Source organism: Streptomyces purpureus (genome assembly GCF_014648195.1).
GTDB classification, from domain to species: Bacteria; Actinomycetota; Actinomycetes; order Streptomycetales; family Streptomycetaceae; genus Streptomyces; species Streptomyces purpureus.
This window is the reverse complement of the sequence record NZ_BMQQ01000003.1, coordinates 151665-178142: the sequence shown is the minus strand read 5'-3', so window position 1 is coordinate 178142 and position 26478 is coordinate 151665. Positions and strand designations below refer to the sequence as shown.

The 26478-nt window shown below is 69.5% G+C and carries 23 protein-coding genes; 13 read left to right on the top strand and 10 right to left on the bottom strand.

Translation table 11 applies throughout. The features are described 5' to 3' along the window. The first annotated feature begins 66 nt into the window (after window positions 1–66). Complete coding sequence (locus IEZ01_RS06320) at window positions 67–1347, top strand: MFS transporter (protein ID WP_189200371.1); 1281 nt, start codon at window positions 67–69, stop codon at window positions 1345–1347. 89 nt (window positions 1348–1436) lie between these two features. Here the strand turns inward: IEZ01_RS06320 and IEZ01_RS06315 are convergent, their stop codons facing one another. Then, the gene (locus IEZ01_RS06315) at window positions 1437–2903 is read right to left on the bottom strand and encodes a CCA tRNA nucleotidyltransferase (RefSeq protein ID WP_189200369.1); all 1467 of its coding nucleotides are present in this window, start codon (window positions 2901–2903) and stop codon (window positions 1437–1439) included. A gap of 182 nt (window positions 2904–3085) precedes the next feature. Between IEZ01_RS06315 and IEZ01_RS06310 the strand changes: the two genes are divergently transcribed. From IEZ01_RS06310 to trxA, 7 genes are all read left to right on the top strand, one after another. Beyond that, window positions 3086–5425, top strand: a complete 2340-nt coding sequence (locus IEZ01_RS06310) for a DUF6049 family protein (protein ID WP_028797746.1) — start codon at window positions 3086–3088, stop codon at window positions 5423–5425. 45 nt (window positions 5426–5470) lie between these two features. Then, window positions 5471–7654, top strand: coding sequence for a murein biosynthesis integral membrane protein MurJ (murJ, locus tag IEZ01_RS06305; RefSeq protein ID WP_019887835.1), 2184 nt, complete (start codon window positions 5471–5473; stop codon window positions 7652–7654). 117 nt (window positions 7655–7771) lie between these two features. Beyond that, window positions 7772–9499 carry a protein kinase family protein gene (locus IEZ01_RS06300; RefSeq protein WP_019887836.1) on the top strand — a complete coding sequence of 576 codons (1728 nt, stop codon included), beginning with the start codon at window positions 7772–7774 and terminating at the stop codon, window positions 9497–9499. A gap of 144 nt (window positions 9500–9643) precedes the next feature. After that, window positions 9644–10348 (top strand): RNA polymerase sigma factor SigM, encoded by a 705-nt coding sequence (sigM, locus tag IEZ01_RS06295; protein WP_019887837.1) that lies wholly within the window; start codon window positions 9644–9646, stop codon window positions 10346–10348. Continuing rightward, window positions 10345–11244, top strand: coding sequence for an RsmA family anti-sigma factor (locus IEZ01_RS06290; protein WP_189200367.1), 900 nt, complete (start codon window positions 10345–10347; stop codon window positions 11242–11244). The genes sigM and IEZ01_RS06290 overlap by 4 nt, the downstream gene beginning before the upstream one ends. 124 nt (window positions 11245–11368) lie before the next feature. Next, the gene (trxB, locus tag IEZ01_RS06285; RefSeq protein WP_189200365.1) at window positions 11369–12343 is read left to right on the top strand and encodes a thioredoxin-disulfide reductase; all 975 of its coding nucleotides are present in this window, start codon (window positions 11369–11371) and stop codon (window positions 12341–12343) included. 48 nt (window positions 12344–12391) lie between these two features. Next, the gene (trxA, locus tag IEZ01_RS06280) at window positions 12392–12736 is read left to right on the top strand and encodes a thioredoxin (RefSeq protein ID WP_189200363.1); all 345 of its coding nucleotides are present in this window, start codon (window positions 12392–12394) and stop codon (window positions 12734–12736) included. 76 nt (window positions 12737–12812) lie between these two features. Here the strand turns inward: trxA and IEZ01_RS06275 are convergent, their stop codons facing one another. The 9 genes from IEZ01_RS06275 to rpmH form a co-directional block, all read right to left on the bottom strand. Next, a complete protein-coding gene (locus IEZ01_RS06275) occupies window positions 12813–13430 on the bottom strand; it encodes a GNAT family N-acetyltransferase (protein WP_019887841.1) in 618 nt (205 codons plus the stop codon). Window positions 13431–13724: 294 nt separating this feature from the next. Then, window positions 13725–14825: a ParB/RepB/Spo0J family partition protein gene (locus tag IEZ01_RS06270; protein WP_189200361.1), complete on the bottom strand. Its 1101-nt coding sequence runs from the start codon at window positions 14823–14825 to the stop codon at window positions 13725–13727. Continuing rightward, window positions 14822–15898 (bottom strand): ParA family protein, encoded by a 1077-nt coding sequence (locus IEZ01_RS06265; RefSeq protein ID WP_078513345.1) that lies wholly within the window; start codon window positions 15896–15898, stop codon window positions 14822–14824. The genes IEZ01_RS06270 and IEZ01_RS06265 overlap by 4 nt, the downstream gene beginning before the upstream one ends. 234 nt (window positions 15899–16132) lie before the next feature. Next, window positions 16133–16849, bottom strand: coding sequence for a 16S rRNA (guanine(527)-N(7))-methyltransferase RsmG (gene rsmG, locus IEZ01_RS06260; protein WP_019887844.1), 717 nt, complete (start codon window positions 16847–16849; stop codon window positions 16133–16135). 98 nt (window positions 16850–16947) lie between these two features. Then, window positions 16948–17457 carry a Jag family protein gene (locus IEZ01_RS06255; RefSeq protein WP_019887845.1) on the bottom strand — a complete coding sequence of 170 codons (510 nt, stop codon included), beginning with the start codon at window positions 17455–17457 and terminating at the stop codon, window positions 16948–16950. 13 nt (window positions 17458–17470) lie between these two features. Further along, entirely contained in the window at window positions 17471–18736 is a 1266-nt protein-coding gene (yidC, locus tag IEZ01_RS06250; protein ID WP_019887846.1) for a membrane protein insertase YidC, read from the bottom strand. Window positions 18737–18739: 3 nt separating this feature from the next. Further along, window positions 18740–19066 carry a membrane protein insertion efficiency factor YidD gene (gene yidD / locus IEZ01_RS06245; RefSeq protein ID WP_078513346.1) on the bottom strand — a complete coding sequence of 109 codons (327 nt, stop codon included), beginning with the start codon at window positions 19064–19066 and terminating at the stop codon, window positions 18740–18742. Then, window positions 19063–19434: a ribonuclease P protein component gene (rnpA, locus tag IEZ01_RS06240; protein WP_078513347.1), complete on the bottom strand. Its 372-nt coding sequence runs from the start codon at window positions 19432–19434 to the stop codon at window positions 19063–19065. Before rnpA ends, yidD begins: the two co-directional genes overlap by 4 nt. 18 nt (window positions 19435–19452) lie before the next feature. Continuing rightward, window positions 19453–19590, bottom strand: a complete 138-nt coding sequence (gene rpmH / locus IEZ01_RS06235; RefSeq protein WP_015659252.1) for a 50S ribosomal protein L34 — start codon at window positions 19588–19590, stop codon at window positions 19453–19455. Between the two features lie 371 nt (window positions 19591–19961). Between rpmH and dnaA the strand changes: the two genes are divergently transcribed. From dnaA to IEZ01_RS06210, 5 genes are all read left to right on the top strand, one after another. Beyond that, window positions 19962–21728, top strand: a complete 1767-nt coding sequence (dnaA, locus tag IEZ01_RS06230) for a chromosomal replication initiator protein DnaA (protein ID WP_078513348.1) — start codon at window positions 19962–19964, stop codon at window positions 21726–21728. An 806-nt stretch (window positions 21729–22534) separates the two neighbouring features. Beyond that, window positions 22535–23665 (top strand): DNA polymerase III subunit beta, encoded by a 1131-nt coding sequence (gene dnaN, locus IEZ01_RS06225; protein ID WP_019887851.1) that lies wholly within the window; start codon window positions 22535–22537, stop codon window positions 23663–23665. Between the two features lie 109 nt (window positions 23666–23774). Further along, entirely contained in the window at window positions 23775–24653 is an 879-nt protein-coding gene (gene gnd, locus IEZ01_RS06220) for a phosphogluconate dehydrogenase (NAD(+)-dependent, decarboxylating) (protein WP_019887852.1), read from the top strand. Window positions 24654–24709: 56 nt separating this feature from the next. Further along, entirely contained in the window at window positions 24710–25831 is a 1122-nt protein-coding gene (gene recF, locus IEZ01_RS06215) for a DNA replication/repair protein RecF (protein ID WP_019887854.1), read from the top strand. Window positions 25832–25875: 44 nt separating this feature from the next. Beyond that, window positions 25876–26409, top strand: a complete 534-nt coding sequence (locus IEZ01_RS06210) for a DciA family protein (protein ID WP_028797749.1) — start codon at window positions 25876–25878, stop codon at window positions 26407–26409. Window positions 26410–26478: the final 69 nt, after the last annotated feature.

Below are 26478 nucleotides of genomic sequence, written 5' to 3'. Positions count from 1 at the left end.
GCTCTTCCTCGGAGAGTCCCCGGACAATGTGTCCGGGGACTCTCCGTATATGTGACGCTTGCCCACATGCCTGTCGTACGTGATCTGCGCGTACTCCTGCGCCTGAAGAACTTCCGCCGCCTGCTCGCCGTACGGCTGCTGTCCCAGTGCGCCGACGGCGTCTACCAGGTCGCGCTCGCCACGTACGTCGTCTTCTCCCCGGAGAAGGAGACCTCCCCCGTCGCGATCGCCTCCGCGATGGCCGTTCTCCTGCTGCCCTACTCGCTGATCGGCCCCTTCGCCGGCGTCCTGCTCGACCGCTGGCAGCGGCGGCAGGTCTTCCTCTACGGCAATCTGCTCCGGGCCCTGCTCGCCACCGGCACCGCGGTACTGATCCTCGTCTCGGTGCCCGACTGGCTCTTCTACGCCTCGGCGCTCTCCGTCACCGCCGTCAACCGCTTCGTCCTCGCGGGACTGTCGGCATCCCTTCCCCGGGTCGTCGACGCCGAGCGGCTGGTGATGGCGAACTCGGTGTCGCCCACGGCGGGCACACTCGCCGCGACCGCCGGCGGTGGGCTGGCCTTCGCGGTGCGGCTGGCCGCCGACGACTCGGACGCCGCCGTGGTTCTGCTGGGCGCCGTGCTCTACCTCTGTGCCGCGCTCGCCTCTCTCCGGATGGCACGTGAGCTGCTCGGCCCCGATCCCGAGGTGCTGCAGCCCCGACTGCGGGCGGCGCTTGCCTCCACCGCGCACGGGCTCGTGGCGGGCCTTCGTCATCTGGCGGAGCGGCGGCCTGCCGCACAGGCGCTGACCGCCATGACGCTGATGCGCTTCTGCTACGGGGCGCTGCTGGTGACGGTGCTCATGCTCTGCAGGCACGCCTGGGCCTCGACGGAGCAGGAGGGTCTCGCCCTGCTCGGACTGGCCGTCGCCGTATCAGGCGCCGGCTTCTTCGCGGCCGCGGTCATCGCCCCCTGGGCGGTGGGGCGGCTCGGACCGTTCGGCTGGATGACCCTGTGCGCCACCGCTGCCGCCCTGCTGGAACCCAGCTTGGGGCTGCCCTTCGCCCCCACCCCGATGCTGATCGCCGCCTTCGTCCTGGGGCTCACCACCCAGGGCATGAAGATCGCGACCGACACCGTGGTGCAGACCTCGGTCGACGACGCCTACCGGGGCCGGGTCTTCTCGCTCTACGACGTGCTGTTCAACGTGGCCTTCGTCGGCGCTGCCGGAGTCGCGGCCCTGATGCTGCCGCCGGACGGCAGGTCGGTCCCTCTGATCACCATGGTCGCCCTCCTCTATGCGGCGACCGCACTCCTGCTCTGTCGCTGGACTCGGCGGAGGCCACCGGCCCAGCCCCGGGCCTGATACGCCGAGGGGCGATGTTTCACGTGAAACATCGCCCCTCGTTCATCGGGTGCGGGTCATGTTTCACGTGAAACATGACCCGCCCTCGCTCACTCCTGCGACGCCCACCAGTCCTTGAGCGCGGCCACCGCGGCGTCGTGCTCCATCGGGCCGTTCTCCAGCCGCAACTCCAGCAGGAACTTGTATGCCTTACCGATTACGGGACCCGGGCCGACACCGAGGATCTCCTGTATCTGGTTGCCGTCCAGGTCGGGACGGATGGCGTCCAGCTCCTCCTGCTCCTGGAGCTGGGCGATCCGGTCCTCCAGGCCGTCATAGGCACGGGAGAGAGCGGCAGCCTTGCGCTTGTTGCGCGTGGTGCAGTCCGAGCGGGTGAGCTTGTGCAGCCGGGACAGCAGCGAGCCGGCGTCGCGCACATAGCGCCGCACGGCGGAGTCGGTCCATTCACCGGTGCCGTAGCCGTGGAAGCGCAGATGCAGCTCCACCAGTCGCGAGACATCCTTGACCAGCTCGTTGGAGTACTTGAGCGCGGTCATCCGCTTCTTGGTCATTTTCGCGCCGACCACCTCGTGGTGGTGGAACGAGACCCGTCCGTCGCTCTCGAAGCGCCGGGTGCGGGGCTTGCCGATGTCGTGCAGCAGGGCGGCGAGCCGCAGCACCAGATCAGGCCCGTCCTCTTCGAGGTCGATGGCCTGCTCGAGCACGATCAGCGAGTGGTCGTACACATCCTTGTGCCGGTGGTGCTCGTCGCTCTCCAGCCGCAGGGCGGGCAGCTCGGGCAGCACATGACCGGCGAGGCCGGTGTCCACGAGGAGGCCGAGGCCCTGACGGGGGTTGGCGGAGAGGATCAGCTTGTTGAACTCGTCCCGGACCCGCTCGGCCGAGACGATCTCAATGCGCTCGGCCATCTCCTTCATGGCGCTGACGACCTCGGGCGAGACCGTGAAGTCCAGCTGAGCGGCGAAGCGCGCGGCCCGCATCATGCGCAGCGGATCGTCCGAGAAGGACTCCTGCGGGGTGCCGGGGGTACGCAGCACCCGGGCGGCGAGATCTTCGAGACCGCCGTGCGGATCGATGAACTCCTTCTCCGGGAGGGCGACCGCCATCGCGTTGACGGTGAAGTCCCGGCGGACGAGGTCCTGCTCGATGGAGTCGCCGTAGGACACCTCCGGCTTGCGCGAGGTGCGGTCGTACGCCTCGGACCGGTACGTCGTGACCTCGATCTCGAAGCGCTGCTCGACGCCTTCGACCCGGGCGTTCTTCTGGCAGCCGACCGTGCCGAAGGCGATGCCGACCTCCCAGACGGCGTCGGCCCAGGGCCGGACGATCTTCAGAACGTCCTCGGGGCGGGCGTCCGTGGTGAAGTCGAGATCGTTGCCGAGCCGGCCGAGAAGGGCGTCCCGTACCGAGCCGCCGACCAGCGCGAGGCTGAACCCGGCCTCCTGGAAACGGCGGGCGAGATCGTCGGCGACAGGGGAGACGCGCAGCAGCTCACTGACTGCTCGACGCTGCACCTGGCTCAGTGCGGTGAGGTTGTCTTCGTTGGCGTTCGGCACAACAGAAAAGGGTACGTGCCCCGGCCGACCGGAGCGTCCGCGTTTTCGCCGGGGCCCGGGCCTGTTTGTGATCACGTGGAGCAGTCCGCGGCACTTAGCCACAGCGTGCCTCGTTACCATGCGTGGACACAGCAACCGACAACCACCGGCACCACTGACAACAACGAGGGATGGGCGAACGCGTGGCCGAGGCGGCAGACATCCAGGGCAACGGTCCCTCTCCTGCCCGCCGGTGGCTGCTGCGCGCGGCCTCCCTGGTCGCCGGTGCGCCCCTGCTGGCCGGCCTGCTGAACGGGCCCGCGGCGCCCCCCGCGTCCGCCGCCGAGGAGCCCTCCGGCTCCCGCACCGTCGATGTGTCTCTGAACACGTTCTCACCGAGCGCCCCCGTGAAGGGGGACACGCTCACGATCAGCGGCACGGTCACCAACAAGAGTAAGCAGACCGTCACGGGCAGCCATGTGGATCTCCGTGTGGGTCCCCCGTTGAGCAACCGCAGCTCGATCGACGAGGCGGCGTCCCGCACCGGCTTCCGGCCCGGGAGCGACCCGGGCGTGCTGGACGACTCCTACACCGTGAAGCTGCCGCCGCTCGGCGCCGGGATCAGCGAGGACTTCACGATCGCCGTCCCGGTCGACAAGCTCGGCCTCGACGACGAGGGCGTCTACCAGGTCGGTGTCTCCCTGTCCGGGCAGACGCAGAGCCAGCGCGGGGACCGGGTCCTCGGCATCGAGCGCACGTTCCTGCCCTGGCAGCCCGAGGCGGTGGAGAAGAAGACCCAGCTGACCTATCTGTGGCCGCTGATCTCCTCGGCTCACCTGTCCGCGGAGACGGGCTCCGACGACCAGCAGACCCCGGTCTTCGCCAACGACGACCTTGCCGCCGAGCTCGCCCCCGGCGGGCGCCTGGAGCGGATGGTCTCGCTGGGCAAGGAACTCCCGGTCACCTGGGTGATCGACCCCGACCTGCTCGCCACCGTCGACGCGATGACCAGGAACTACCGCGTCAAGGAAGGCACGGGCGAGGTCGCGGGAAGGAACCAGGCCGTCGCCGAGCAGTGGCTCAGCGCCCTGGAGAAGGCCGTGGAGGGCCGCAAGGTCGTCGCGCTGCCCTTCGCCGACCCGGACCTGGCCTCCCTCGCCCACCGGGGCAAGGACGTCTCCGGCTCGCTGAGGCATCTCCAGCCCGCGACCGCCGTGGCCGAGACGACCGTCGAGACGATCCTCCACGTCAAGCCGTCCACCGACTTCGCCTGGCCGGTGGAGGGCGCGATCGACCCGTCCATCGTGGACGTGGCCACGTCGGCCGGTGCGCACAAGGTGATCGCCCGCAGCGACAGCCTCCGCGACGACCTGTCGTACACACCCACCGCCGCGCGCCCGATCGGCGGCGGCCGGACCGCGATCGTCTCGGACGCCTCACTCTCCACCGCCTTCCAGGGCGACATGGCACAGGCGGAGTCCTCCACGCTGGCCGTGCAGAGATTCCTCGCCCAGAGCCTGGCGCTCACCCAGCAGGTGCCGGACAAGCAGCGCAGCATCGTCGTCGCCCCGCAGCGGATGCCGTCCGCCGCCCAGGCGCAGACCATGGCGACCGCCATGGCGGGCCTGTCCTCGCAGCGCTGGACCGAGCCCCTCGACCTGATCGCGGCCGCCGCCGTGAAGCCGGACGCCGACGCCACCACGAGGGTGCCCCGCTCCTCCGACTACCCGGACCGGCTCCGCAAGCGGGAGCTGCCGGTCCAGGCGTTCCACGACATGAAGACCACCCAGGAGACCCTGGACAACTTCAAGGTCATCCTCACCGCGGCGTACCGCGTGGTGACGCCCTTCGGCAATGCGATCAGTCGTGAGATGTCGGCGTCCTGGCGCGGCGATCCCGCCGCGGCGGCCGGTTACCGCACCGATGTGCTCGACGACCTCAAGGGCCTGACCACCGAGGTCCAGCTGATCGAGAAGTCGGACCTGACGCTCTCCGGCCGCAGCGCCACCATCCCGGTGACCGTGCAGAACAAGCTCCTGCAGGGCGTCGACAACCTGGTCCTGCACCTGGAGTCCACGAAGCCGACCCGTCTGAAGCTCAACGACGGCAAGGCGGTCGCCAAGCAGCCCGTCAAGATCAACGGCGGGCACAGCCAGTCGGTGAAGTTCACGGCCTCCGCCAACGCCAACGGCCCCGTGCCGATGACGGCCCAGCTGTTCACCGCGGACGGCAGGCCCTACGGTCGTCCGATGACCTTCACCGTGAAGGTCTCCGAGATCACCCCGACCGTGATGCTCGTCCTCGCCGGCGGTGTCCTGCTGCTCGTCCTCGCGGGCATCAGGATGTACACCCAGCGCAAGCGCGCCGCCGAGCGAGAGGCGGCGGAGGAGTCCGAGGCCGGGACCGAGACCGGGAACGGCGATCCGGTGGCACTGGACGGGCCCGTCCAGGACCCCGATCCCGGGCAGCCGAGTGACCCGACACCGGACACCGGTCCCGAAAGCGGCGACCCGTCGGGCACGGGTGAGAAAGTGGACCGTTGAGCGATGTCGTGGCCGGTCGGCCGGGGACGATGAGGTGGGGTAACCATGAACGCGCCGTACGACGGTGACCGCGGGCAGGGCGCGGGCGGCGGCACCGCGCCTTCCCCCGGGCCCCAGGCTGCACCGGGAGCGGGCCACGTGCCCCACCCGTCATCACCGCCCGCTCCGGACCCGTACGTCCAGGACGCCTACAGCCACGATCCGTACCGGGCACAGGACCTGTCCGCCCAGGACCCGGTGGGCGAGGCGCTGTACGACCGCGCTGCCCACCCCCCACCGCCGCCGGGCACGTATCCCGAGCCGCAGCCGCTCTACCAGCAGCCGGCGGCCCCCCAGCACGCCCCGGACCCGCGGGTGTGGGCCCAGACGCCCGCGCCCGAGCCCGACGGGCCCTCGCGCCACCTCCCGTACGGCGACGACCCGCGGACGGTCCAGTTCACCGGCGTCGACGACCTGGTGACCCGCGCCGGCGAGGAGCAGCCGGAGCCGGACGCCTTCGCCCATCTCTACCGCGACCAGCAGTCCCCTGGGCAGCCCTCCTCGCCCGCGCCGGTCCCCGCACCCGCCTCGCCGCCCCCGGCGGCTCCGAAGAAGTCGGGAGGCCGGGCCTCGGGCCTGCTGAAGTCCAGCGCCGTGATGGCGGCCGGCACGCTGGTCTCCCGTCTGACCGGCTTCGTACGCAGCCTGGTGATCACCGGCGCCCTGGGCGCCGCCCTGCTCGGTGACACCTACACCGTCGCCTACACCCTGCCGACGATGATCTACATCCTCACGGTGGGCGGCGGTCTCAACTCGGTCTTCGTGCCGCAGCTGGTCCGTTCCATGAAGAACGACGCGGATGGCGGCGAGGCCTACGCCAACCGGCTGCTGACCCTCGTCATGGTGGCCCTCGGCGCCATCGTGGCCGTCGCGGTGTTCGCGGCCCCGCTGCTGATCCGCGCGATGTCGAGCACCATCGCCGACGACCAGGCCGCCAACAGCGTCGCCGTCACCTTCGCCCGCTACTGCCTGCCCACCATCTTCTTCATGGGTGTGCACGTGGTGATGGGTCAGATCCTCAACGCCCGTGGCAAGTTCGGCGCGATGATGTGGACCCCGGTCCTCAACAACATCGTCATGATCGTCACGTTCGGCCTCTTCATCTGGGTCTACGGCACCTCCGCCGAATCCCAGCTGGGCGTCCAGACCATCCCCGACGAGGGAATCCGCCTCCTCGGCATCGGCACCCTGCTCGGCCTGGTGGTCCAGGCCCTGGCGATGATCCCCTACCTCCGCGAGACGGGCTTCCGCTTTCGCCCCCGCTTCGACTGGAAGGGCCACGGCCTCGGCAAGACCGTCAAACTCGCCAAGTGGACCGTGCTGTTCGTGCTCGCCAACCAGGCGGGTGTCCTGGTCGTCACCCAGCTCGCCACCGCCGCGGGCGAGGCGTCCGGCAAGGACGGAACCGGCTTCCTCGCGTACTCCAACGCCCAGCTGATCTGGGGCATGCCGCAGGCCATCATCACGGTCTCCGTCATGGCCGCCCTGCTGCCCCGGATCTCCCGCGCCGCCCATGACGACGACCCGGGTGCGGTCCGCGACGACATCTCCCAGGGTCTGCGCAACTCGGCCGTCGCGATCGTGCCGGTGGCCTTCGCGTTCCTCGCGCTCGGCGTGCCGATGTGCACCCTGCTCTACGCCTCCAGCGGCGTCGAGGCCGCCCGGAGCATGGGCTTCATCCTCATGGCCTTCGGCCTCGGCCTGATCCCGTACTCCGTGCAGTACGTCGTACTGCGCGGCTTCTACGCCTACGAGGACACCCGGACGCCCTTCTACAACACAGTCATTGTGGCGGCGGTCAACGCGGCCGTCTCCGCGGCCTGCTACTTCGTGCTGCCGGCCCAGTGGGCCGTCGTCGGTATGGCCGGTGCCTACGGCCTCGCCTACGCGGTGGGCGTGGGAGTTGCCTGGCGGCGGCTGCGCAACCGGCTCGGCGGCGACCTGGACGGCGCGCATGTGCTGCGCACCTACGCCCGGCTCTGCCTGGCCGCACTGCCCGCCGCCGTCCTCGGCGGCGCGGCCGGCTTCGGTGTCCTCACCGCACTCGGAGAAGGCGCACTCGGCTCCCTCGCCGCGCTCTTCGCCGGCGGCCTGGTGCTGGGCGCCGTCTTCTTCGTCGCGGCGAAGCGGATGCGCATCCAGGAGCTCAACTCCATGGTCGGCATGGTGCGCGGTCGGCTCGGTCGCTGAACCGCAACCATCCCGCACAACCCTCGTCGGCTGCCGTGTGTCGTGCATAGCGCCGGACTGTGGGCACAATTGGCATGGCGTTGAATATGCGCAACGGATGGGGAGGCAGGAACGACGGTGGCGGAACGTAGCACGGCTGCCGTCGACGTGGCCGACAGCAGCGGGGACGACCCGCTGACCGCCAAGGCGGACAAGGCCGCGACCGACGGGGTGGCACAAGCGCAGGACGCGGCGGAACCGACCGCGCAGGACGAGGGCGAGGACGAGCCCGGCGGTGAGCAGCCGGCTCTGGGCAGCCCGGAACTGCACAGCGGCCACAAACTCGCCGGACGCTACCGGCTGGAGGAGTGCGTCACCCGTCTGGACGGTTTCAGCAGTTGGCGAGCCGTCGACGAGAAACTGCGCCGCGCCGTCGGGGTGCATCTGCTGTGCGCGGATCATCCCCGGGCCCGCTCGGTGCTGGCCGCGGCGCGTTCCTCGGCGCTGCTCGGCGACCCGCGCTTCGTGCAGGTCCTCGACGCCGTCGAGGAGAACGACCTCGTCTACGTCGTCCATGAATGGCTCCCGGACGCCACCGAGCTCACCGGGCTCCTGGCTTCCGGACCGCTGGGGCCGCACGACGCGTACCAGCTCGTCACCCAGGTCTCCCAGGCCATGGCCGCCGCCCACCGCGAAGGCCTGGCCCACCTGCGGCTCACGCCCAGCGCGGTCCTGCGCAGTTCGACGGGCCAGTACCGCATCCGAGGACTGGCCGTGAACGCCGCGCTGCGCGGGATCAGTTCCGACAGCCCGCAGCGCACCGACACCGAAGCGATCGGTGCCCTGCTGTACGCGGCGCTGACCCAGCGCTGGCCGTACGACAGCGACGCCTACGGCCTTCGGGGCCTTCCCAAGGGTGTCGGGCTCATCGCCCCCGACCAGGTGCGCGCGGGCGTCCACCGCGGCCTGGCCGAGATCGCCATGCGTGCCCTGGCCAACGACGGAGCCACCGCGTCACGCCAGGAACCGCCGTGCACCACACCGGACGAGCTGGCCAAGGCCGTCGCCGCACTGCCGCGGATCCGTCCGCCGGAGCCCGAGTTCCCCGCCCCGGCGGAGTACCAGCGCACCACCTACCAGCAGGGCACCTACGGGCGTCCGCAGCCCCGCCCCGGTGTCACCACCGTCCAGCCCGTGGCGCCCCCGCCACCGCCGCTGCAGGGCCGTGCCGGCAAGGTCCTCAAGTGGGCGGTCTCCGCACTGCTCATCGCCGCGCTCGGCCTGGGCAGTTGGCAGGTGGCGGACACCCTGCTGGACGGGCGCAAGGACAGGACCACCCCGGAGGACACGGCACCCGCCAACGGCGACGAGAAGCCGCAGAGCACTCCCGCGCCCGGCAAGCCGCTGTCCATCAAGGACGCGGAAGAGTTCATGCCCGACGGGTCGGGCATACAGGAGAACCAGGTACCGCAGGCCATCGACGGTTCTCCCGAAACCGCGTGGACCACCAACCAGTACAAGGGCTATGCGAACTTCGGCAATCTCCCGTACCGGAAGCAGGGCAGCGGGATAGTCGTGGACCTCGGATCCGTGCAGAACGTCGCCGGGATCGATGTGGTGATGGAGCGTCCCGGCCAGACCGTGGAAGTCCTGGCCGCGGCCGCCGACTCCTCGGAGGCCGAGCACGCGCTCTCCGACTTCCCGCAGCGCCTCACCGAGCTCGCTCCGGCGGGCAAGGAGATCCACAAGACCCTGGAGAAGCCGCTGCGCACCCGGTACGTGCTGATCCACATCACGTCGCTGGCTCCGGACGGCTCCGCCAACGACTTCCGTGGAGGGATCTCCGAGATCACGGTGCGCGGCTGACCCGGGCGGTCGGGGCCGCGCGGTCGAGGCCAGGCGGTGCCGTGCGCCGTGCCGCGCCCCGTCGGCCCATTGACCAGGTCGCATATCATTGCACCGCCGGTGTGTGACAGTACCCAGTGTTGATCGCGGTCAGGGGAGGGTCTCTTGGAGCATGCCGCCCCCGAGGGCGCCAGCGACCAGGATCTGCTGGCGCGCCACGTCGCCGGCGACCCGGATGCCTTCGGCGAGCTCGTACGTCGCCATCGCGACCGGCTCTGGGCTGTCGCCCTGCGGACGCTGGGGGACCGGGAGGAAGCCGCCGACGCCGTGCAGGACGCGCTGGTCTCCGCCTTCCGGGCCGCTCATACCTTCCGCGGTCAGTCCGCCGTCACCACCTGGCTGCACCGGATCACGGTCAACGCGTGTCTCGACCGGGCCCGCAAGGCCGCCTCGCGCAAGACCTCGCCCGTGGAGGATACCGAGCGGCTCGAGCAGCTCCTGGAGCCCCACGAGTCCGCCGAGGCGCCTGCGGAGCGCCAGGACCTCCACCGGGAGCTTCTCGCGGCGCTGGCCAAGCTTCCTCCCGACCAGCGGGCGGCGCTCGTGCTGGTGGACATGCAGGGCTACCCGGTGGCGGAAGCCGCCCGCATCCTCGATGTCCCCACCGGCACGGTGAAGAGCCGCTGTGCCCGCGGCCGGGCCAGGCTGCTGCCCATGCTCACTCATCTGCGCGCCGACTCCATGGATAGCGCCGGTCCTGACCGGGGAAGGAACCGGACGCCGGGGGCATCCGTCCCACCGGTGTCGGGACCAAGGGAAACGGGACCAAGTGGTCCTGCTGCTGTGAAGGGCGGAGGTGGGCGCACGTGACATCGACGACCGACACGACTCAGCACCCGGATGTCTCGGAGATCTCCGACCTCACCGAAGGGCTGCTCTCGCCGTCCCGCACGGCCGATGTACGACGCCATCTGGACGGCTGCCCGCTCTGCGCCGATGTACGCACCTCGCTGGAGGAGATCCGCGGCCTGCTCGGCACCCTCCCCGGCCCTGTCCGTATGCCTGCCGAGATCGCCGGCCGCATCGATGCCGCTCTGGCCGCGGAGGCGCTCCTGGACGCCACCGCTCCCGAATCATCGGTCGATGTTTCACGTGAAACATCGACCGAGACCCCCGAACCTCGTCCCGCGCCGTCCATCCCGGCCGCCCCCCGCCCGGCCGGGCACCCCCGCGCCGCCACCGGCCCGGGACGCCCGCACCGGGCCCGGCGTCGCCGTGTCGCCGCGCTGAGCGCCGTACTCGGCATGGCTGCCGTCGGAGTGAGCGTGCTGCTCCTCCAGACCACCCAGGGCCCCGGCGGAAGCGCCGGCGACACCAAGACCTCGGTGAGCGCCCCCGACAGCCTGACCTTCGCCGGAGAGAAGCTCTCCAGCCGCGTCGATGAGCTGCTCGCGGCCGACGAGGCGCCGGCCACCAAGGAATCGGATCGAGGTTCCCCCTTCTCCGCCGAGACCGGCCCCGACAAGAGCAAGCTGGCCAAGGATCCGGCGGTGCCGCCGTGCATCCAGGCCGGCATCGGCCGCAACGATGCCGCCCTGGGCATCGAGCGAGGCGTCTATCAGGGTGAACAGGCCTATCTCGTCGTTCTCCCCCACTCCACGGACAGCGGCCAGGTCCAGGCCTACGTCGTGGACGCCACCTGCGTGGACACCGGCGGATCCGGCAAAGCGGAGGTTCTGGTGAGCCACGCGTACCCTCGCTCCTGACCCACACTGCCGCGCCTCCGGGCGGTCCGGGAATGCTCGCCCCGTAGGATCCGTTGGGTGGGGTGAGAGTCATTGACCCGGCCCCGTAGGCAGTAGGCAGTCTGCAGAGACGAGGAAGAAACCCGTGAGCGACGTCCGTAACGTGATCATCATCGGCTCCGGGCCCGCGGGTTACACCGCTGCGCTCTACACGGCGCGTGCGTCGCTGAAGCCGTTGGTCTTCGAAGGTGCAGTCACCGCCGGTGGCGCGCTGATGAACACGACCGACGTGGAGAACTTCCCCGGCTTCCGCGACGGCATCATGGGCCCCGACCTCATGGACAACATGAGGGCCCAGGCGGAGCGCTTCGGCGCCGAGCTCGTTCCGGACGACGTGGTCGCCGTGGACCTCACCGGCGACATCAAGACCGTGACGGACACGGCCGGCACCGTCCACCGCGCCAAGGCCGTCATCGTGACGACCGGCTCCCAGCACCGCAAGCTCGGTCTCCCCAAGGAAGACGAGCTGTCGGGCCGTGGTGTCTCCTGGTGCGCCACCTGCGACGGGTTCTTCTTCAAGGACCAGGACATCGCCGTGGTCGGCGGCGGTGACACCGCGATGGAGGAGGCCACCTTCCTCTCCCGGTTCGCCAAGTCGGTCACCATCGTCCACCGCCGTGACACCCTGCGCGCCTCCAAGGCCATGCAGGACCGTGCCTTCGCCGACCCGAAGATCAAGTTCGCCTGGCACAGCGAGGTCGCCACGATCCACGGCGACCAGAAGCTCTCCGCTCTGACGCTGCGCAACACCAAGACCGGCGAGCTGTCCGAGCTCCCGGCGACGGGTCTGTTCATCGCCGTGGGCCACGACCCGCGCACCGAGCTCTTCAAGGGCCAGCTGGACCTGGACGACGAGGGCTACCTGAAGGTCGACGCTCCTTCCACGCGCACCAACCTCCCGGGTGTCTTCGCCGCCGGTGACGTGGTGGACCACACCTACCGCCAGGCGATCACCGCCGCCGGCACCGGTTGCTCCGCCGCGCTCGACGCCGAGCGTTTCCTGGCCGCGCTCGCCGATGGCGAGAACGCCGCCGAGCCCGAGAAGACCGCCGTGGTCTGACCTCACCCCCGCCCCACCCCCACACCCCGTGAAGTGAAGGAGGCCGCCGTGGCCGGCGCCCTGAAGAACGTGACCGACGCTAGCTTCGAGGACGACGTCCTCAAGAGCGACAAGCCTGTCCTGGTGGACTTCTGGGCCGCCTGGTGCGGGCCGTGCCGCCAGATCGCCCCGTCGCTCGAGGCCATCGCTGCCGAGCACGGCGACCAGATCGAGATCGTCAAGCTCAACATCGACGAGAACCCGGCCACGGCCGCCAAGTACGGCGTGATGTCGATCCCGACGCTGAACGTCTACCAGAACGGTGAGGTCGCCAAGACCATCGTCGGCGCCAAGCCGAAGGCCGCGCTCCTGCGCGACCTCGCCGACTTCATCGACGAAGAGGCCAAGGCCTGACGCCTTCGCTGTTTCACGTGAAACACGATCGGCCCGCCCCCCAACGGGGGCGGGCCGTCGCCGTTGATGCTGCACGCTACAGCGGCCGCAGGGCAGGCTCCTTCTGCACGGCTCCCAGGAGACGGTCCAGCGCCAGCTCGACGTCTTCCTTCCAGGACAGCGTCGTCCGCAGATCCAGCCTCAGCCGGGGATAGATGGGGTGCGGGCGGACCGTTTTGAAGCCCACGGCCAGCAAATGCTCCGCCGGCAGAACGCAGGCAGGCTCCTTCCAGCGGGCGTCAGCGAAGGCCTCGATGGCCTTGAACCCCCGCCGCAGCAGGTCCTTGGCAACGGTCTGCACCATCACCCGGCCCAAGCCCTGCCCCTGATAGCCCGGCATGATCCAGCCCGTCATCAGCTGAACGGCGTCCGGTGCCACCGGACTCGTGGGGAACGCCAAGGAGCGCGGTACATAAGCGGGCGGAGCGTAGAGAACGAAGCCGACCGGCACATCATCGACGTAGACGACCCGGCCGCAGGATCCCCACTCCAGCAGGACCGCGGAGATCCACGCTTCCTTCTCCAGTTCGGGCGTGCCCGCCTTTACCGCTGCTTCCCCGCTGACCGGATCAAGCTCCCAGAAGACACACGCGCGGCAGCGCTTGGGAAGGTCCGGAAGGTTGTCCAGCGTGAGCGGTACGAGCCGACGGCCCAAGGCTGATCCTCACTTCCTTTACCGGCCGCATCACGCGCGGCGGACAGCGCGCTCCGCTCCTGGATCAGACTGCCGATGAATCCACCGACCGCTCCCAGTCCCAGGGCTGCTGTCACCATGTGGCTGCGGCTCACCTCTCGCATGCCCGCGCCTTCCTCTGTGATGGCTGACGGATGCGCCTACCTCAACGCATCGTATCCAGCGGGCGATGACCCGCATACCGTACGAGAGCAAAGGGCGGGCCGTGTTCCGGTAACGACCGGACACGACCCGCCCTCAGCTCATACGAACGGCTCAGCGCTCGCCGTCCTCCTCGGCGTTCTGCTCGGAGAGTCCCTGCTCCAGCACCCGGCCCTCACCGGGGGCGAGGGTGCCGAGGATCCGCTCCAGATCCTCCATCGAGGCGAACTCGACGACGATCTTCCCCTTCTTCTGCCCGAGGTCGACCTTCACCCGGGTCTCGAAGCGGTCCGAGAGGCGCGAGGCTAGATCGTTCAAAGCGGGGGAGACACGGGCACCGGCCCTCGGTCCCTTGGGCTTCGTGGCCACGGTGGGCTCGGAGCCCATCAGGGTCACGATCTCCTCGACGGCCCGTACCGAGAGCCCTTCGGCCACGATCCGGTACGCCAGCTTGTCCTGCGCCTCCGGGTCGTCGACCGCGAGCAGCGCGCGGGCGTGACCGGCGGACAGCACACCGGCCGCCACCCGACGCTGCACCGGCGGCGACAGCCGCAGCAGACGCAGGGTGTTGGAGACCTGAGGGCGCGAACGACCGATCCGGTCCGCCAGCTGGTCGTGGGTGCAGTTGAAATCCTTGAGCAGCTGGTCGTAGGCCGCAGCCTCTTCCAACGGGTTCAGCTGAGCACGGTGCAGATTCTCCAGGAGCGCGTCCAGGAGCAGCTTCTCATCCTCGGTGGCGCGGACGATCGCCGGAATCCGCTCCAGGCCCGCCTCCCGGCAGGCCCGCCACCGACGCTCACCCATGATGAGCTCGTAGCGCTCGGGAGCGAGCTGCCGTACGACCACGGGCTGGAGCAGGCCGACCTCCTTGATGGAGGTGACCAGCTCGGCCAGCGCGTCCTCGTCGAAGACCTCACGAGGCTGGCGCGGGTTGGGGGTGATGAAGTCCAGCGGCAGCTCGGCGAAGTGCGCTCCCGCCGGGGCCTCCTGCGGAACCGGCTCCGGCTCCGGCGCCATGACCGCCGCATCCGGGGACTGCGGGCTCTGCGGAAGAGTCGCGACCTTGGCCGCGGCGACACCCCGCTCCGCCGTAAGGGTGGGAATGGCACCCGGAGAAGTGGAGCCCGCTCCGACCGCGGCCGCCGGGCGCTCCTGGGGAGCGGCGGGGATCAGGGCACCGAGCCCACGCCCCAGCCCTCTACGTCGCTCGCTCACTGGATCCCCTCCGACATGCTTCGCTGGTTGTTCTGGCTGCCCAGATGGGCCTGCTGCGGGTCGTAGTGCACTCCTACTCCGCGCAGCGCGATCTCCCGGGCCGCTTCGAGATACGACAGCGAGCCACTGGAGCCCGGGTCGTAGGTGAGCACGGTCTGCCCGTAGCTCGGTGCTTCCGAGATCCGGACGGATCGAGGAATGCTGGTCCGCAGCACCTCGTCACCGAAGTGGCTGCGCACCTCGTCCGCCACCTGGGAGGCGAGCCGGGTGCGGCCGTCGTACATGGTGAGCAGGATCGTGGACACATGGAGCGCCGGGTTGAGATGCCCCCGGACCAGGTCGACGTTCCGCAGGAGCTGGCCGAGGCCCTCCAGCGCGTAGTACTCGCACTGGATGGGGATCAGCACCTCGGCGCCGGCCACGAGAGCGTTCACGGTCAGCAGACCGAGGGACGGCGGGCAGTCGATGAGGATGTAGTCGAGCGGCTGCTCATAGGCCTGGATGGCGCGCTGCAGCCGGCTCTCACGGGCCACCAGCGACACCAGCTCGATCTCGGCACCGGCCAGATCGATGGTTGCCGGGGCACAGAAGAGGCCCTCGACGTCCGGGACAGGCTGGACCACGTCGGCGAGCGGCTTGCTCTCCACCAGGACGTCGTAGATCGAGGGGACCTCGGCGTGGTGGTCGATTCCGAGAGCCGTGGAGGCGTTTCCCTGCGGGTCGAGGTCGATCACCAGAACCCGGGCACCGTGCAGGGCCAGCGAAGCGGCGAGGTTGACCGTGGTGGTCGTCTTCCCCACGCCGCCCTTCTGGTTGGCAACCACCATCACTCGCGTCTGCGCAGGCCTGGGAAGCCCCTCGCCGGCACGGCCCAGCGCCTCTACCGCCAGTTGGGCGGCACGACCAATGGGGGTGTCATCCATCGGAGGCGGTGTTTCACGTGAAACATCCTCCCCCGCCGATTCGGTGCGGGGACCGGGGACCGGGTCGGTCATCGGTCCCGCGATGTTGGCGTTGGACCGCAAGGATTCACTCTCCTCGACTTCAAGCTCTCGATGGGGAGAGCCTGCCATGCTTTCGGGGTCGTGAACCAGCGAGGCCCGTGGATCTGTGGATGAATCCACCTCTGTGGACAACCCCATGACCCTCGCGGGTGGTTTGATTCCGCGCGGCGTGGCAGCCGCACGGCCGCGGCTGATGATTCCCTGCAGCAGTGAGCGACGTTTCACGTGAAACACGATGCCCCTGGCGCAGTGTCACCCGCTCACGACACTCCGAAATGCGTACGTATGAGGATCAACCAGGCGTCAACGGCGGCGACGTGAGCGACTCGGCCGAGCGGCCTTGGCACGCTTCGCGGCGAACCGCACGCCACCGGGGCTCTCGCCGACCTCCACCCGCACCACCGTCGACAGCGGGTCCACGACGCCCTCGCCGACATGCAGCACTGAGGCGTCCACCACACCGAGCTTGCTCAGCGCGGCCCTCGCCCCGTTGATCTCCTCCTCGGCGGTGTCGCCCTTGAGCGCCAGCATCTCGCCGTACGGGCGCAGCAGCGGAACGCCCCAGCCGGCCAGCCGGTCCAGCGGAGCCACCGCCCGCGCCGTCACCACATGCACCGGAGGCAGCGTGCCAAGAACCTCTTCGGCACGGCCGCGCACCACGGTCACATGGTCCAGGCCCAGCAGCTCGACGACCTCCTGGAGGAAGTTCGTCCTGCGCAGCAGCGGCTCAAGCAGCGTGATCTTCAGGTCCGGACGGACCAGCGCCAGCGGGATGCCGGGCAGACCAGCTCCCGAGCCGACATCGCAGACCGTGACGCCCTCCGGTACGACCTCGGAGAGCACAGCGCAGTTCAGCAGGTGCCGCTCCCACAGCCGCGGAACTTCACGCGGGCCGATCAGGCCGCGCTTGACTCCGGCATCCGCAAGGAGCTCCGCGTACCGGACGGCCTCCGGGAAGAACTCACCGAATACCGTCCGCGCCTGTTCGGGCGCCTGGGGGAGCTCCGCTTCCTCCGTCACGGGAACCGTCCTTCCGTACCGCACTGGGGTGGCTGAATATCAGGCTGACAAAGATCGGCCCCGCCTGCGAACAGACGGGGCCGACAGTACAAGAAGGGTCAGGCGGGCAGGACGACGACGAAGCGCTGCGGCTCCTCGCCCTCCGACTCGCTGCGCAGACCCGCGGCCGCGACCGCGTCGTGCACGACCTTGCGCTCGAACGGCGTCATCGGGGCCAGCTTGACCGGCTCACCGGACTTCTTGACATCGTCGGCGGCCTGGGCACCGAGCTCGGCCAGCTCGGCACGCTTCTTGGCCCGGAAGCCCGCGATGTCCAGCATCAGCCGGCTGCGGTCCCCGGTCTCCCGGTGCACGGCCAGGCGCGTCAGCTCCTGGAGCGCCTCCAGGACCTCGCCGTCACGGCCGACCAGCTTCTGCAGGTCACGGCCGCCCGCGTCGCTGACGATCGAGACCGCAGCGCGGTCCGCCTCGACGTCCATGTCGATGTCGCCGTCAAGATCGGCGATGTCGAGCAGACCCTCGAGGTAGTCGGCCGCGATCTCCCCCTCCTGCTCCAGGCGGGTCAGGGTGTCGCCACCCTCGGCGGCGGAGGTGGTGCCTTCCGTCACGGATGGACTCCTTCTACTTCTTGGACGACTGGTGCTTGGACCGCTGCTGGCCCTTGCGCTGTCCGGACTTGGCTTGGCGTGCGGCGCCGGAGGGGGACTTGCCCGCCGGCTTCGGCTTGGCGTCCTGCGGCGCGTCCTTCTCAAGCGAGGTCTTGGGCTCCTCCGAGGAGGCCTCGTCGCCCTTGGCCGCGCCCTGCTGGGCAGCGGCGGACTGGCGCTGAGCCTTGGTCTGACGCTTGGGCTGCTGGCGGCGGGCGCCGCCGGCGGCCTCGGCCTCGGCCGTGGCGTCGGTGCTCTTCTCGACGGTGCCGTTGGCCTGGGCGGCGAAGCCGGCCTTGGCCAGCCCGGCGATGAAGCGACGCTCGTTGTCGTTGCGGTCGCTGCCCTTGGCCACGATCGCCTGGACGACATTGCGACGGCGGCGGCCGCGGACCTCACTGTGAGAGGTGACGCTCTTCAGCAGACGGTCCAGGTAGTGGGCCTGCGCCTTGCTGCCCGGGGTCGGGTTCTGGTTGATCACGTACATCTGCTGGCCCATGGTCCACACGTTGGTGGTCAGCCAGTAGACGAGGACACCGACCGGGAAGTTGATACCCATCACGGCGAAGATGACCGGGAAGATGTACATGAGCATCTTCTGCTGCTGCATGTACGGCGTCTTCACCGACAGGTCGACGTTCTTCATCATCAGCTGGCGCTGGGTGAAGAACTGCGACGCCGACATCAGAACGATCATGACGGCGGTGACGATGCGGACATCCGTCAGGGAGGCGTTGAGCGCCTCGACCTTCTCCGGGCTGTCCATGAACTTCGCCGCGATCGGAGCGCCGAAGATGTGCGCCTCACGGGCGCTGTCCACCAGGCTCTGGTTGAGGACGCCGATCTTCTCACCCGAGGCGATCTTGCTCAGTACGTGGTACAGGGCGAAGAAGAACGGGGACTGCGCCAGGATGGGAAGGCACGAGGAGAGCGGGTTGGTACCCGTCTCCTTGTACAGCTTCATCATCTCTTCGGACTGACGCTGCTTGTCGCTCTTGTAGCGCTCCTGGATCGCCTTCATCTTCGGCTGGAGCGCCTGCATGTTCCGGGTCGACTTGATCTGCTTCACGAAAAGCGGGATCAGACAGATCCGGATCAGCACCACCAGGGACACGATGGACAGACCCCAGGCCCACCCGGTGTCCGGGCCGAAGATCGCCCCGTACAGCTTGTGGAACTGGACGATGATCCAGGAAACGGGTGTGGTGATAAAGCTGAACAGACTGGCAATCGTGTCCACTAATCAGGCTCCTTGAGCATGGGGCGGGGTCTCTGCGGCCGGGCTCGTCTCGGCTGAGCGCCCGCCCTTGCCACCGCGCAGTGCGTTGCGCAGCGGTTCGTGCCAACGAGGGCGCTTACGTGGTGGCACGTGGTCGACCCCACCGGGCGACCACGGGTTGCACCGCAGGATGCGCCAGGCGGTGAGAGCCGTGCCCTTCACCGCACCGTGCCGGTCGATGGCCGTGAATCCGTAGTGGGAGCACGACGGGTAATACCGGCAGACAGGCCCCAGAAGCGGGCTGATCGTCCACTGGTACAGCTTGATCAGCGCCAGCAACGGGTACTTCATCGCGCGCCCCCTCCCAGCAGCCGCTGGAGGGCGGCGTCCAGGTCTCGGGCCAGCTGTGTGTGGTCGGCGTCGCCCGCTCCAGGCAGCGCCCGTACGACAACCAGGCTACCGGGGGGCAGCTCGGGCAGCCGGTCGCGCACCAGGTGGCGCAGTCTTCGCTTGACTTGGTTACGGACGACCGCACCGCCTACTGCCTTGCTCACGACGAAACCCGCACGCGTCGGGGGAGCGCTCTCCCCAGGCGCGTGCGGGTCCGTGGCACCGCTGCGTAGATGGACGACGAGTAGAGGGCGGCCAGCCCTGCGTCCTCGGCGTACCGCGGTTGCGAAGTCCTCGCGCCGCCTCAGCCGATTCTCGGTAGGCAGCACGTCACAACCTGAACGCGATTAGGCGGACAGGCTCGCGCGACCCTTGGCACGGCGGTTCGCCAGGATGGCGCGGCCGGCACGGGTGCGCATGCGCAGGCGGAAGCCGTGGGTCTTCGCGCGACGACGGTTGTTCGGCTGGAAGGTGCGCTTGCTCACTCGGGGGCTCCAGAAATGATTCGTGTGGTGGCGGGACATCGCCTGGCTGTCACCGTGCGCCCACGAGTAGCTCGCAATACGCCCGAGTGCACCGCTTCACGATCATTGACCATGATCTTTGCCCATCGGAGGCAGGCGGCAGCAGCCATCGACAACTCGACCTGGTTACGGTACGCGCGGCTACGCCATCCGGTCAAACCGACCGCTCAGGGGGTCCCGCTGTGCACAGGCTGTGGACAACAACTTGAACCACGTCAGTCGGCCCGACTACCGTGACTGAACTCCGAATCTTTTCCTTTGTGGCATTACCTGCCCTAACCGACCCGTCCCGAGAACCACACCTTCGTGGGACCTGCGAGAGAGCGTGCCCTGTGGCTGACGTACCTGCTGATCTTGCCGCAGTGTGGCCACGCGTGCTGGAGCAGCTGCTCGGCGAGGGCCAGCAAGGCATCGAGCCCAAGGACAAGCAGTGGATCGAGCGCTGCCAGCCGCTCGCCCTGGTGGCCGACACCGCGCTCCTGGCCGTGCCCAACGAATGGGGCAAGCGCGTCCTGGAAGGCCGGCTGGCTCCGCTGATCAGCGACACCCTCAGCCGCGAGTGCGGCCGCCCGATCCGGATCGCGATCACCGTCGACGACTCGGTCGGCGAGCCGCCCGCCGCCCCGGCGCCCCCGGTCCAGCAGCAGCCGCGCTACGACGAGCGGCCGCAGCAGGACTCGTACGAGACCTACAGCCACCGGCCGCTCGACGACGGGCTGCCGACCGTGCGCCCCGCCTACCCGGACTACCAGCAGCAGCGCCCCGACTCCGGGGCATGGCCGCGCACCACGGAGGACATCTCCTGGCAGCAGCAGCGGCTGAGCGGCTTCCAGGAGCGGGACCCGTACGCGGGCCCGCGTCCGCAGCAGCCGCAGCGCGACTACCGGGGTCCGGGACCGCAGTCCTCCGACCGGTCGCCGTACGAACCGCAGCGACCGGAGCGGGCCGAGCTCCCCGACTCCCAGCCCTCCCGTCACGGCGGCCCCGGCGGCCCCGCGGGCGCCCCTGGCGGCGGTCCGGGCACGCTCGGCGGGCAGTCGGCCAAGGCCCCCGGCCCCGGTGAACCGCACGCCCGGCTGAACCCCAAATACCTCTTCGACACCTTCGTCATCGGGTCGTCGAACCGCTTCGCGCACGCGGCCGCGGTCGCTGTGGCCGAGGCGCCGGCGAAGGCCTACAACCCCCTCTTCATCTATGGGGAGTCCGGGCTCGGCAAGACCCATCTGCTGCACGCCATCGGGCACTACGCGCGCAGCCTCTACCCCGGCACGCGGGTGCGGTACGTGAGCTCCGAGGAGTTCACCAACGAGTTCATCAACTCGATCCGCGACGGCAAGGGCGACACGTTCCGCAAGCGCTACCGCGATGTGGACATCCTGCTGGTCGACGACATCCAGTTCCTCGCGAGCAAGGAGTCGACGCAGGAGGAGTTCTTCCACACCTTCAACACGCTCCACAACGCCAACAAGCAGATCGTGCTCTCCTCGGACCGGCCGCCCAAGCAGCTGGTGACCCTGGAAGACCGGCTGCGCAACCGCTTCGAGTGGGGCCTGACCACCGACGTGCAGCCGCCCGAGCTGGAGACGCGTATCGCGATCCTGCGCAAGAAGGCGGTGCAGGAGCAGCTCAACGCTCCGCCGGAGGTGCTGGAGTTCATCGCCTCGCGCATCTCGCGGAACATCCGTGAGCTCGAGGGCGCCCTCATCCGGGTGACGGCCTTCGCGAGCCTCAACCGTCAGCCGGTGGACCTCGGGCTCACCGAGATCGTGCTGAAGGATCTGATCCCGGGCGGTGAGGACGCCGCCCCGGAGATCACGGCGAGCGCCATCATGGCCGCCACCGCCGACTACTTCGGTCTTACGGTCGAGGACCTGTGCGGATCGTCGCGCAGCCGGGTGCTGGTGACGGCGCGCCAGATCGCGATGTACCTCTGCCGGGAGCTCACCGATCTGTCGCTGCCGAAGATCGGTGCGCAGTTCGGCGGCCGGGACCATACGACCGTCATGCACGCGGACCGCAAGATCCGGGCGCTGATGGCCGAGCGCCGCTCCATCTACAACCAGGTCACCGAGCTCACCAACCGCATCAAGAACGGCTGACAAGGCCGCCGCACCCCCTCGAAGGGCGTCCAGGGACACCGTCCCCGGGCGCCCTTCGCCTTTGTGCACAGGCGTACACGCCTCAGAGTGTTCGAATACGCCGAGGCCGAGGCAGGTTCTCCACAGACCAGGGGATGATCTTCCATCCACAGCCTGGGGACTCCCGAGTTGTCCAGGTCGTGTCCACAGGTCCCCCTGCGGAGATTTGATCATCCCAGGTCAGAGGGGTGTGGATTTGTGGCCAAGCATGCTCCACACCCTGTGGACACAGGATTCGTCCACAGGGTGTGATCTCGGTTGTCCACGGGCGGCCCACAGGCGGCGGCCCGTTGCCCACAGCTTCTCCACACCGCTGTCCACTGTTCGGCAAGGAAACACCCAGCTTCACCGTGCCGAGTGAAAGCGGTCACACCAAGGGAGACGGTTGGGCTGTGGGGAACGTGGGTAAAGCTGGGGACGGCGCTGGGGAGAAACCCCAGTGGCCTGTGCATCGGGTGTGCAGAACTTTCCGGTGTCCACAGAAGCACCCGGTTGTCCACCGGCACCGCCCACAGGCCCGGTGGACAAAAAAATGGGTCTGACCTGCGTGGATGACGTTATCCACGGTTTCCACAGGCCCTACTACTACTCCCACTTAGAGTTACCGGGGAATTCGCTTCGAAGAGGGGGCTGTGCACAACTCGGGCCCGGAGCCTCTGGTGCCTCTCGTCGCGACTTGACCCCGAGCCGCACCGACTGTCGGCGGCGTACGTCAGACTGGTTCCCGCCAGTCGACGAAGAGCCAGCAACAGCAGGAGGCGGTTCCGGTGAAGATCCGGGTGGAGCGCGATGTACTCGCGGAGGCGGTGGCCTGGGTGGCCCGGAGCCTCCCGGCCCGTCCGCCGGCGCCCGTACTCGCGGGCCTTCTCCTGAAGGCCGAGGACGGCGCCCTCAGCTTCTCGAGCTTCGACTACGAGGTCTCGGCGCGGGTCTCGGTGGAGGCCGAGGTCGAGGAGGACGGCACGGTCCTGGTCTCCGGCCGCCTGCTCGCCGACATCTGCCGCGCCCTCCCCAACCGCCCGGTGGAGATTTCCACAGACGGTGTACGGGCGACCGTGGTCTGCGGCTCCTCCCGCTTCACCCTCCACACCCTGCCTGTGGAGGAGTACCCGGCGCTGCCCCAGATGCCGACCGCGACCGGTACCGTCCCCGGCGAGGTCTTCGCCTCCGCCGCCCAGCAGGTCGCCATCGCCGCGGGCCGCGACGACACGCTGCCCGTCCTCACCGGTGTGCGGATCGAGATCGAGGGCGACACCGTCACCCTCGCCTCCACCGACCGCTACCGCTTCGCGGTCCGTGAGTTCCTGTGGAAGCCGGAGTCCCCGGACGCCTCGGCCGTCGCCCTGGTGCCCGCGAAGACCCTCCTGGACACTGCCAAGGCGCTGACCAGCGGCGACACCGTCACTCTGGCGCTCTCCGGCTCCGGTGCGGGCGAGGGCCTGATCGGTTTCGAGGGCGCGGGCCGGCGGACCACCACCCGCCTGCTCGAAGGCGACCTGCCGAAGTACCGCACGCTCTTCCCCACCGAGTTCAACTCGGTCGCGGTGATCGAGACCGCCCCGTTCGTCGAGGCAGTCAAGCGCGTGGCCCTGGTCGCCGAGCGGAACACCCCGGTGCGGCTCAGCTTCGAGCAGGGCGTCCTCATCCTGGAGGCCGGCTCCAGCGACGACGCACAGGCTGTGGAGCGGGTCGACGCGCAGCTGGAGGGCGACGACATCTCGATCGCCTTCAACCCGACCTTCCTGCTCGACGGCCTGAGCGCCATCGACTCCCCGGTCGCCCAGCTCTCCTTCACCACCTCCACCAAGCCGGCGCTGCTCAGCGGCAAGCCGGCCGTGGACGCCGAGGCGGACGACGCGTACAAGTACCTGATCATGCCGGTGCGGCTCAGCGGCTGACCGCTCCGCGGCTCGCCGACTGAGCGCCCGACCCCACAGGTGTGCACCCGCGTCCGGGCGTAGGCTCGGACGCGGGTACGAACCGCACACGACGCTTAAGGAATCTCTGATGGAGCTCGGTCTCGTCGGTCTCGGCAAGATGGGCGGCAACATGCGCGAGCGCATCCGCCGCGCAGGCCACACCGTCATCGGATACGACCGCAACCCGGACCTCGCCGATGTCCACAGCCTCGAGGAGCTTGTGGGCAAGCTCAAGGGTCCGCGCGTCGTGTGGGTGATGGTCCCGGCCGGTGCCGCCACCCAGTCGACCATCGACGAGCTGGCGGACCTGCTCTCCCCCGGCGACATCGTCGTGGATGGCGGCAACTCCCGCTGGACGGACGACGAGAAGCATGCCGAGGAGCTCGCCGCCAAGGGCATCGGATTCGTCGACTGCGGCGTCTCCGGCGGTGTCTGGGGCCTGGAGAACGGCTACGCGCTCATGTACGGCGGCGACGCCGAGCACGTCGCCCGCGTCCAGCCGATCTTCGACGCGCTCAAGCCCGAGGGCGAGTTCGGCTCCGTGCACGCCGGCAAGGTCGGCGCCGGGCACTTCGCGAAGATGGTCCACAACGGCATCGAGTACGCCATGATGCAGGCCTACGCCGAGGGCTGGGAGCTGCTGGAGAAGGTCGACTCCGTCACCGATGTGCGCGAGGTCTTCCGCTCCTGGCAGGAGGGCACGGTCATCCGCTCCTGGCTGCTCGACCTGGCCGTCAACGCCCTCGACGAGGACGAGCACCTGGACCAGCTGCGTGGTTTCGCCCAGGACTCCGGCGAGGGCCGGTGGACGGTGGAGGCCGCCATCGACAACGCGGTGCCGCTGCCGGCGATCACCGCGTCGCTCTTCGCGCGGTTCGCCTCCCGTCAGGACGACTCCCCGCAGATGAAGATGATCGCCGCGCTGCGCAACCAGTTCGGTGGCCACGCGGTCGAGTCCAAGAAGTAATCCACAGGCTGTGCACCCCGGGGTGCACAGCAGCCGGGGGAAGGTCGGCGCACACCATGCACGTCACGCATCTGTCGCTGGCCGACTTCCGCTCGTACGCCCGGGTCGAGGTCCCGCTCGACCCGGGCGTCACCGCCTTCGTGGGCGCCAACGGACAAGGCAAGACCAACCTCGTCGAGGCCGTCGGCTATCTCGCCACCCTCGGCAGCCACCGGGTCTCCTCGGACGCGCCCCTGGTGCGGATGGGCGCCGAGCGGGCCGTCATCCGGGCGGCCGTCACCCAGGGCGAACGCTCCCAGCTGGTCGAGCTCGAGCTCAACCCGGGGCGCGCCAACCGCGCCCGTATCAACAGGTCGTCGCAGGTCAGGCCGCGTGACGTGCTGGGGATTGTACGGACCGTGCTGTTCGCCCCGGAGGATCTCGCCCTCGTCAAGGGCGACCCGGGCGAGCGCCGCCGCTTTCTCGACGAGCTGATCACGGCGCGGTCGCCGCGGATGGCGGGCGTGCGCTCCGACTACGACCGCGTTCTGAAGCAGCGCAACACCCTCCTCAAGTCCGCCGCCATGGCACGGCGGCACGGCGGCCGGACGATGGACCTGTCCACCCTCGACGTGTGGGACCAGCATCTGGCCCGGGTCGGGGCGGAGCTGCTGGCCCAGCGGCTGGACCTGGTCGCGACCCTGCAGCCGCTGGCGGACAAGGCGTACGAGCAGCTCGCACCGGGTGGCGGACCGATTCTGCTGGAGTACCGGCCGTCCGCCCCCGGCACCGGCCACACCCGCGAGGAGCTCTACGAGCAGCTCATCGCGGCGCTCGCCGAGGCACGCAAGCAGGAGATCGAGCGCGGAGTGACGCTGGTCGGACCGCACCGCGACGAGCTGCTGCTCAAGCTGGGCGAGCTCCCGGCGAAGGGGTACGCGAGCCACGGCGAATCCTGGTCGTACGCTCTGGCGCTCCGGCTCGCCTCGTACGACCTGCTGCGCGCCGAGGGCAATGAGCCCGTCCTCGTCCTCGACGACGTCTTCGCCGAGCTCGACGCACGCCGCCGGGAGCGGCTGGCCGAGCTGGTGGCCCCGGGCGAGCAGGTGCTCGTCACGGCGGCGGTCGACGACGACGTACCCGGCGTGCTGGCCGGGGCGCGGTACGAGGTGGCGGGCGGGACGGTGGAGCGGGTATGAACGACGAGCACTCCCCCCTGCCCTCAGGCTCCTCCGTGACCCCCATGTCTCCCGGGGCGCCCGGTACCGCCGAGACCTCCGGCGTCGACCTCGCGCGCGTGGCGCTGCGCGCCGCCAAGGAGCAGGCCAAGGCGCGCGGCGCCGCGGCACAGCAGAAGAAGCAGGCCAAGCGCGGCGGCGGGCTCAGGTCCGGTGCGCGCGCGGACGGCCGGGACCCGATGGCGCTCGGCGCCGCGATCAACCGGCTGATCACCGAGCGCGGCTGGGAGACGCCCGCCGCGGTGGGTGGCGTGATGGGCCGCTGGCCGCAGATCGTCGGTGACGATCTCGCCAAGCACTGCGTGCCCCTGAAGTACGACGAGGAGCCGGACGAGCGGGTCCTCACCGTCCAGTGCGACTCCACGGCCTGGGCGACCCAGCTGCGCCTGCTGGCGCCCCGGCTGGTGGCCCGGCTCAACGAGGACCTCGGGCAGGGGACAGTCCGGATGATCAAGGTGCTCGGACCCGGCGGCCCCCGGCGGGGGTACGGGCCGCTGCGCGCACCCGGAAGCGTCGGCCCCGGCGACACCTACGGCTGAGCCACGGCCGGCCTCAGGCGGCCACGGCTTTCCGTCCACAGCTGAACCACAGCTGAGCGAGATGTGAGC

What these genes read in the sequence shown, in the direction of transcription:
- murJ (WP_019887835.1), top strand. Translation starts at nt 5,471, where the DNA reads ATGAACGCGCCGTACGACGGTGACCGCGGGCAGGGCGCGGGCGGCGGC.
- recF (WP_019887854.1), top strand. Translation starts at nt 24,710, where the DNA reads ATGCACGTCACGCATCTGTCGCTGGCCGACTTCCGCTCGTACGCCCGG.
- gnd (WP_019887852.1), top strand. Translation starts at nt 23,775, where the DNA reads ATGGAGCTCGGTCTCGTCGGTCTCGGCAAGATGGGCGGCAACATGCGC.
- IEZ01_RS06320 (WP_189200371.1), top strand. Translation starts at nt 67, where the DNA reads ATGCCTGTCGTACGTGATCTGCGCGTACTCCTGCGCCTGAAGAACTTC.
- IEZ01_RS06210 (WP_028797749.1), top strand. Translation starts at nt 25,876, where the DNA reads ATGTCTCCCGGGGCGCCCGGTACCGCCGAGACCTCCGGCGTCGACCTC.
- yidD (WP_078513346.1), bottom strand. Translation starts at nt 19,066, where the DNA reads ATGAAGTACCCGTTGCTGGCGCTGATCAAGCTGTACCAGTGGACGATC.
- IEZ01_RS06265 (WP_078513345.1), bottom strand. Translation starts at nt 15,898, where the DNA reads ATGGCAGGCTCTCCCCATCGAGAGCTTGAAGTCGAGGAGAGTGAATCC.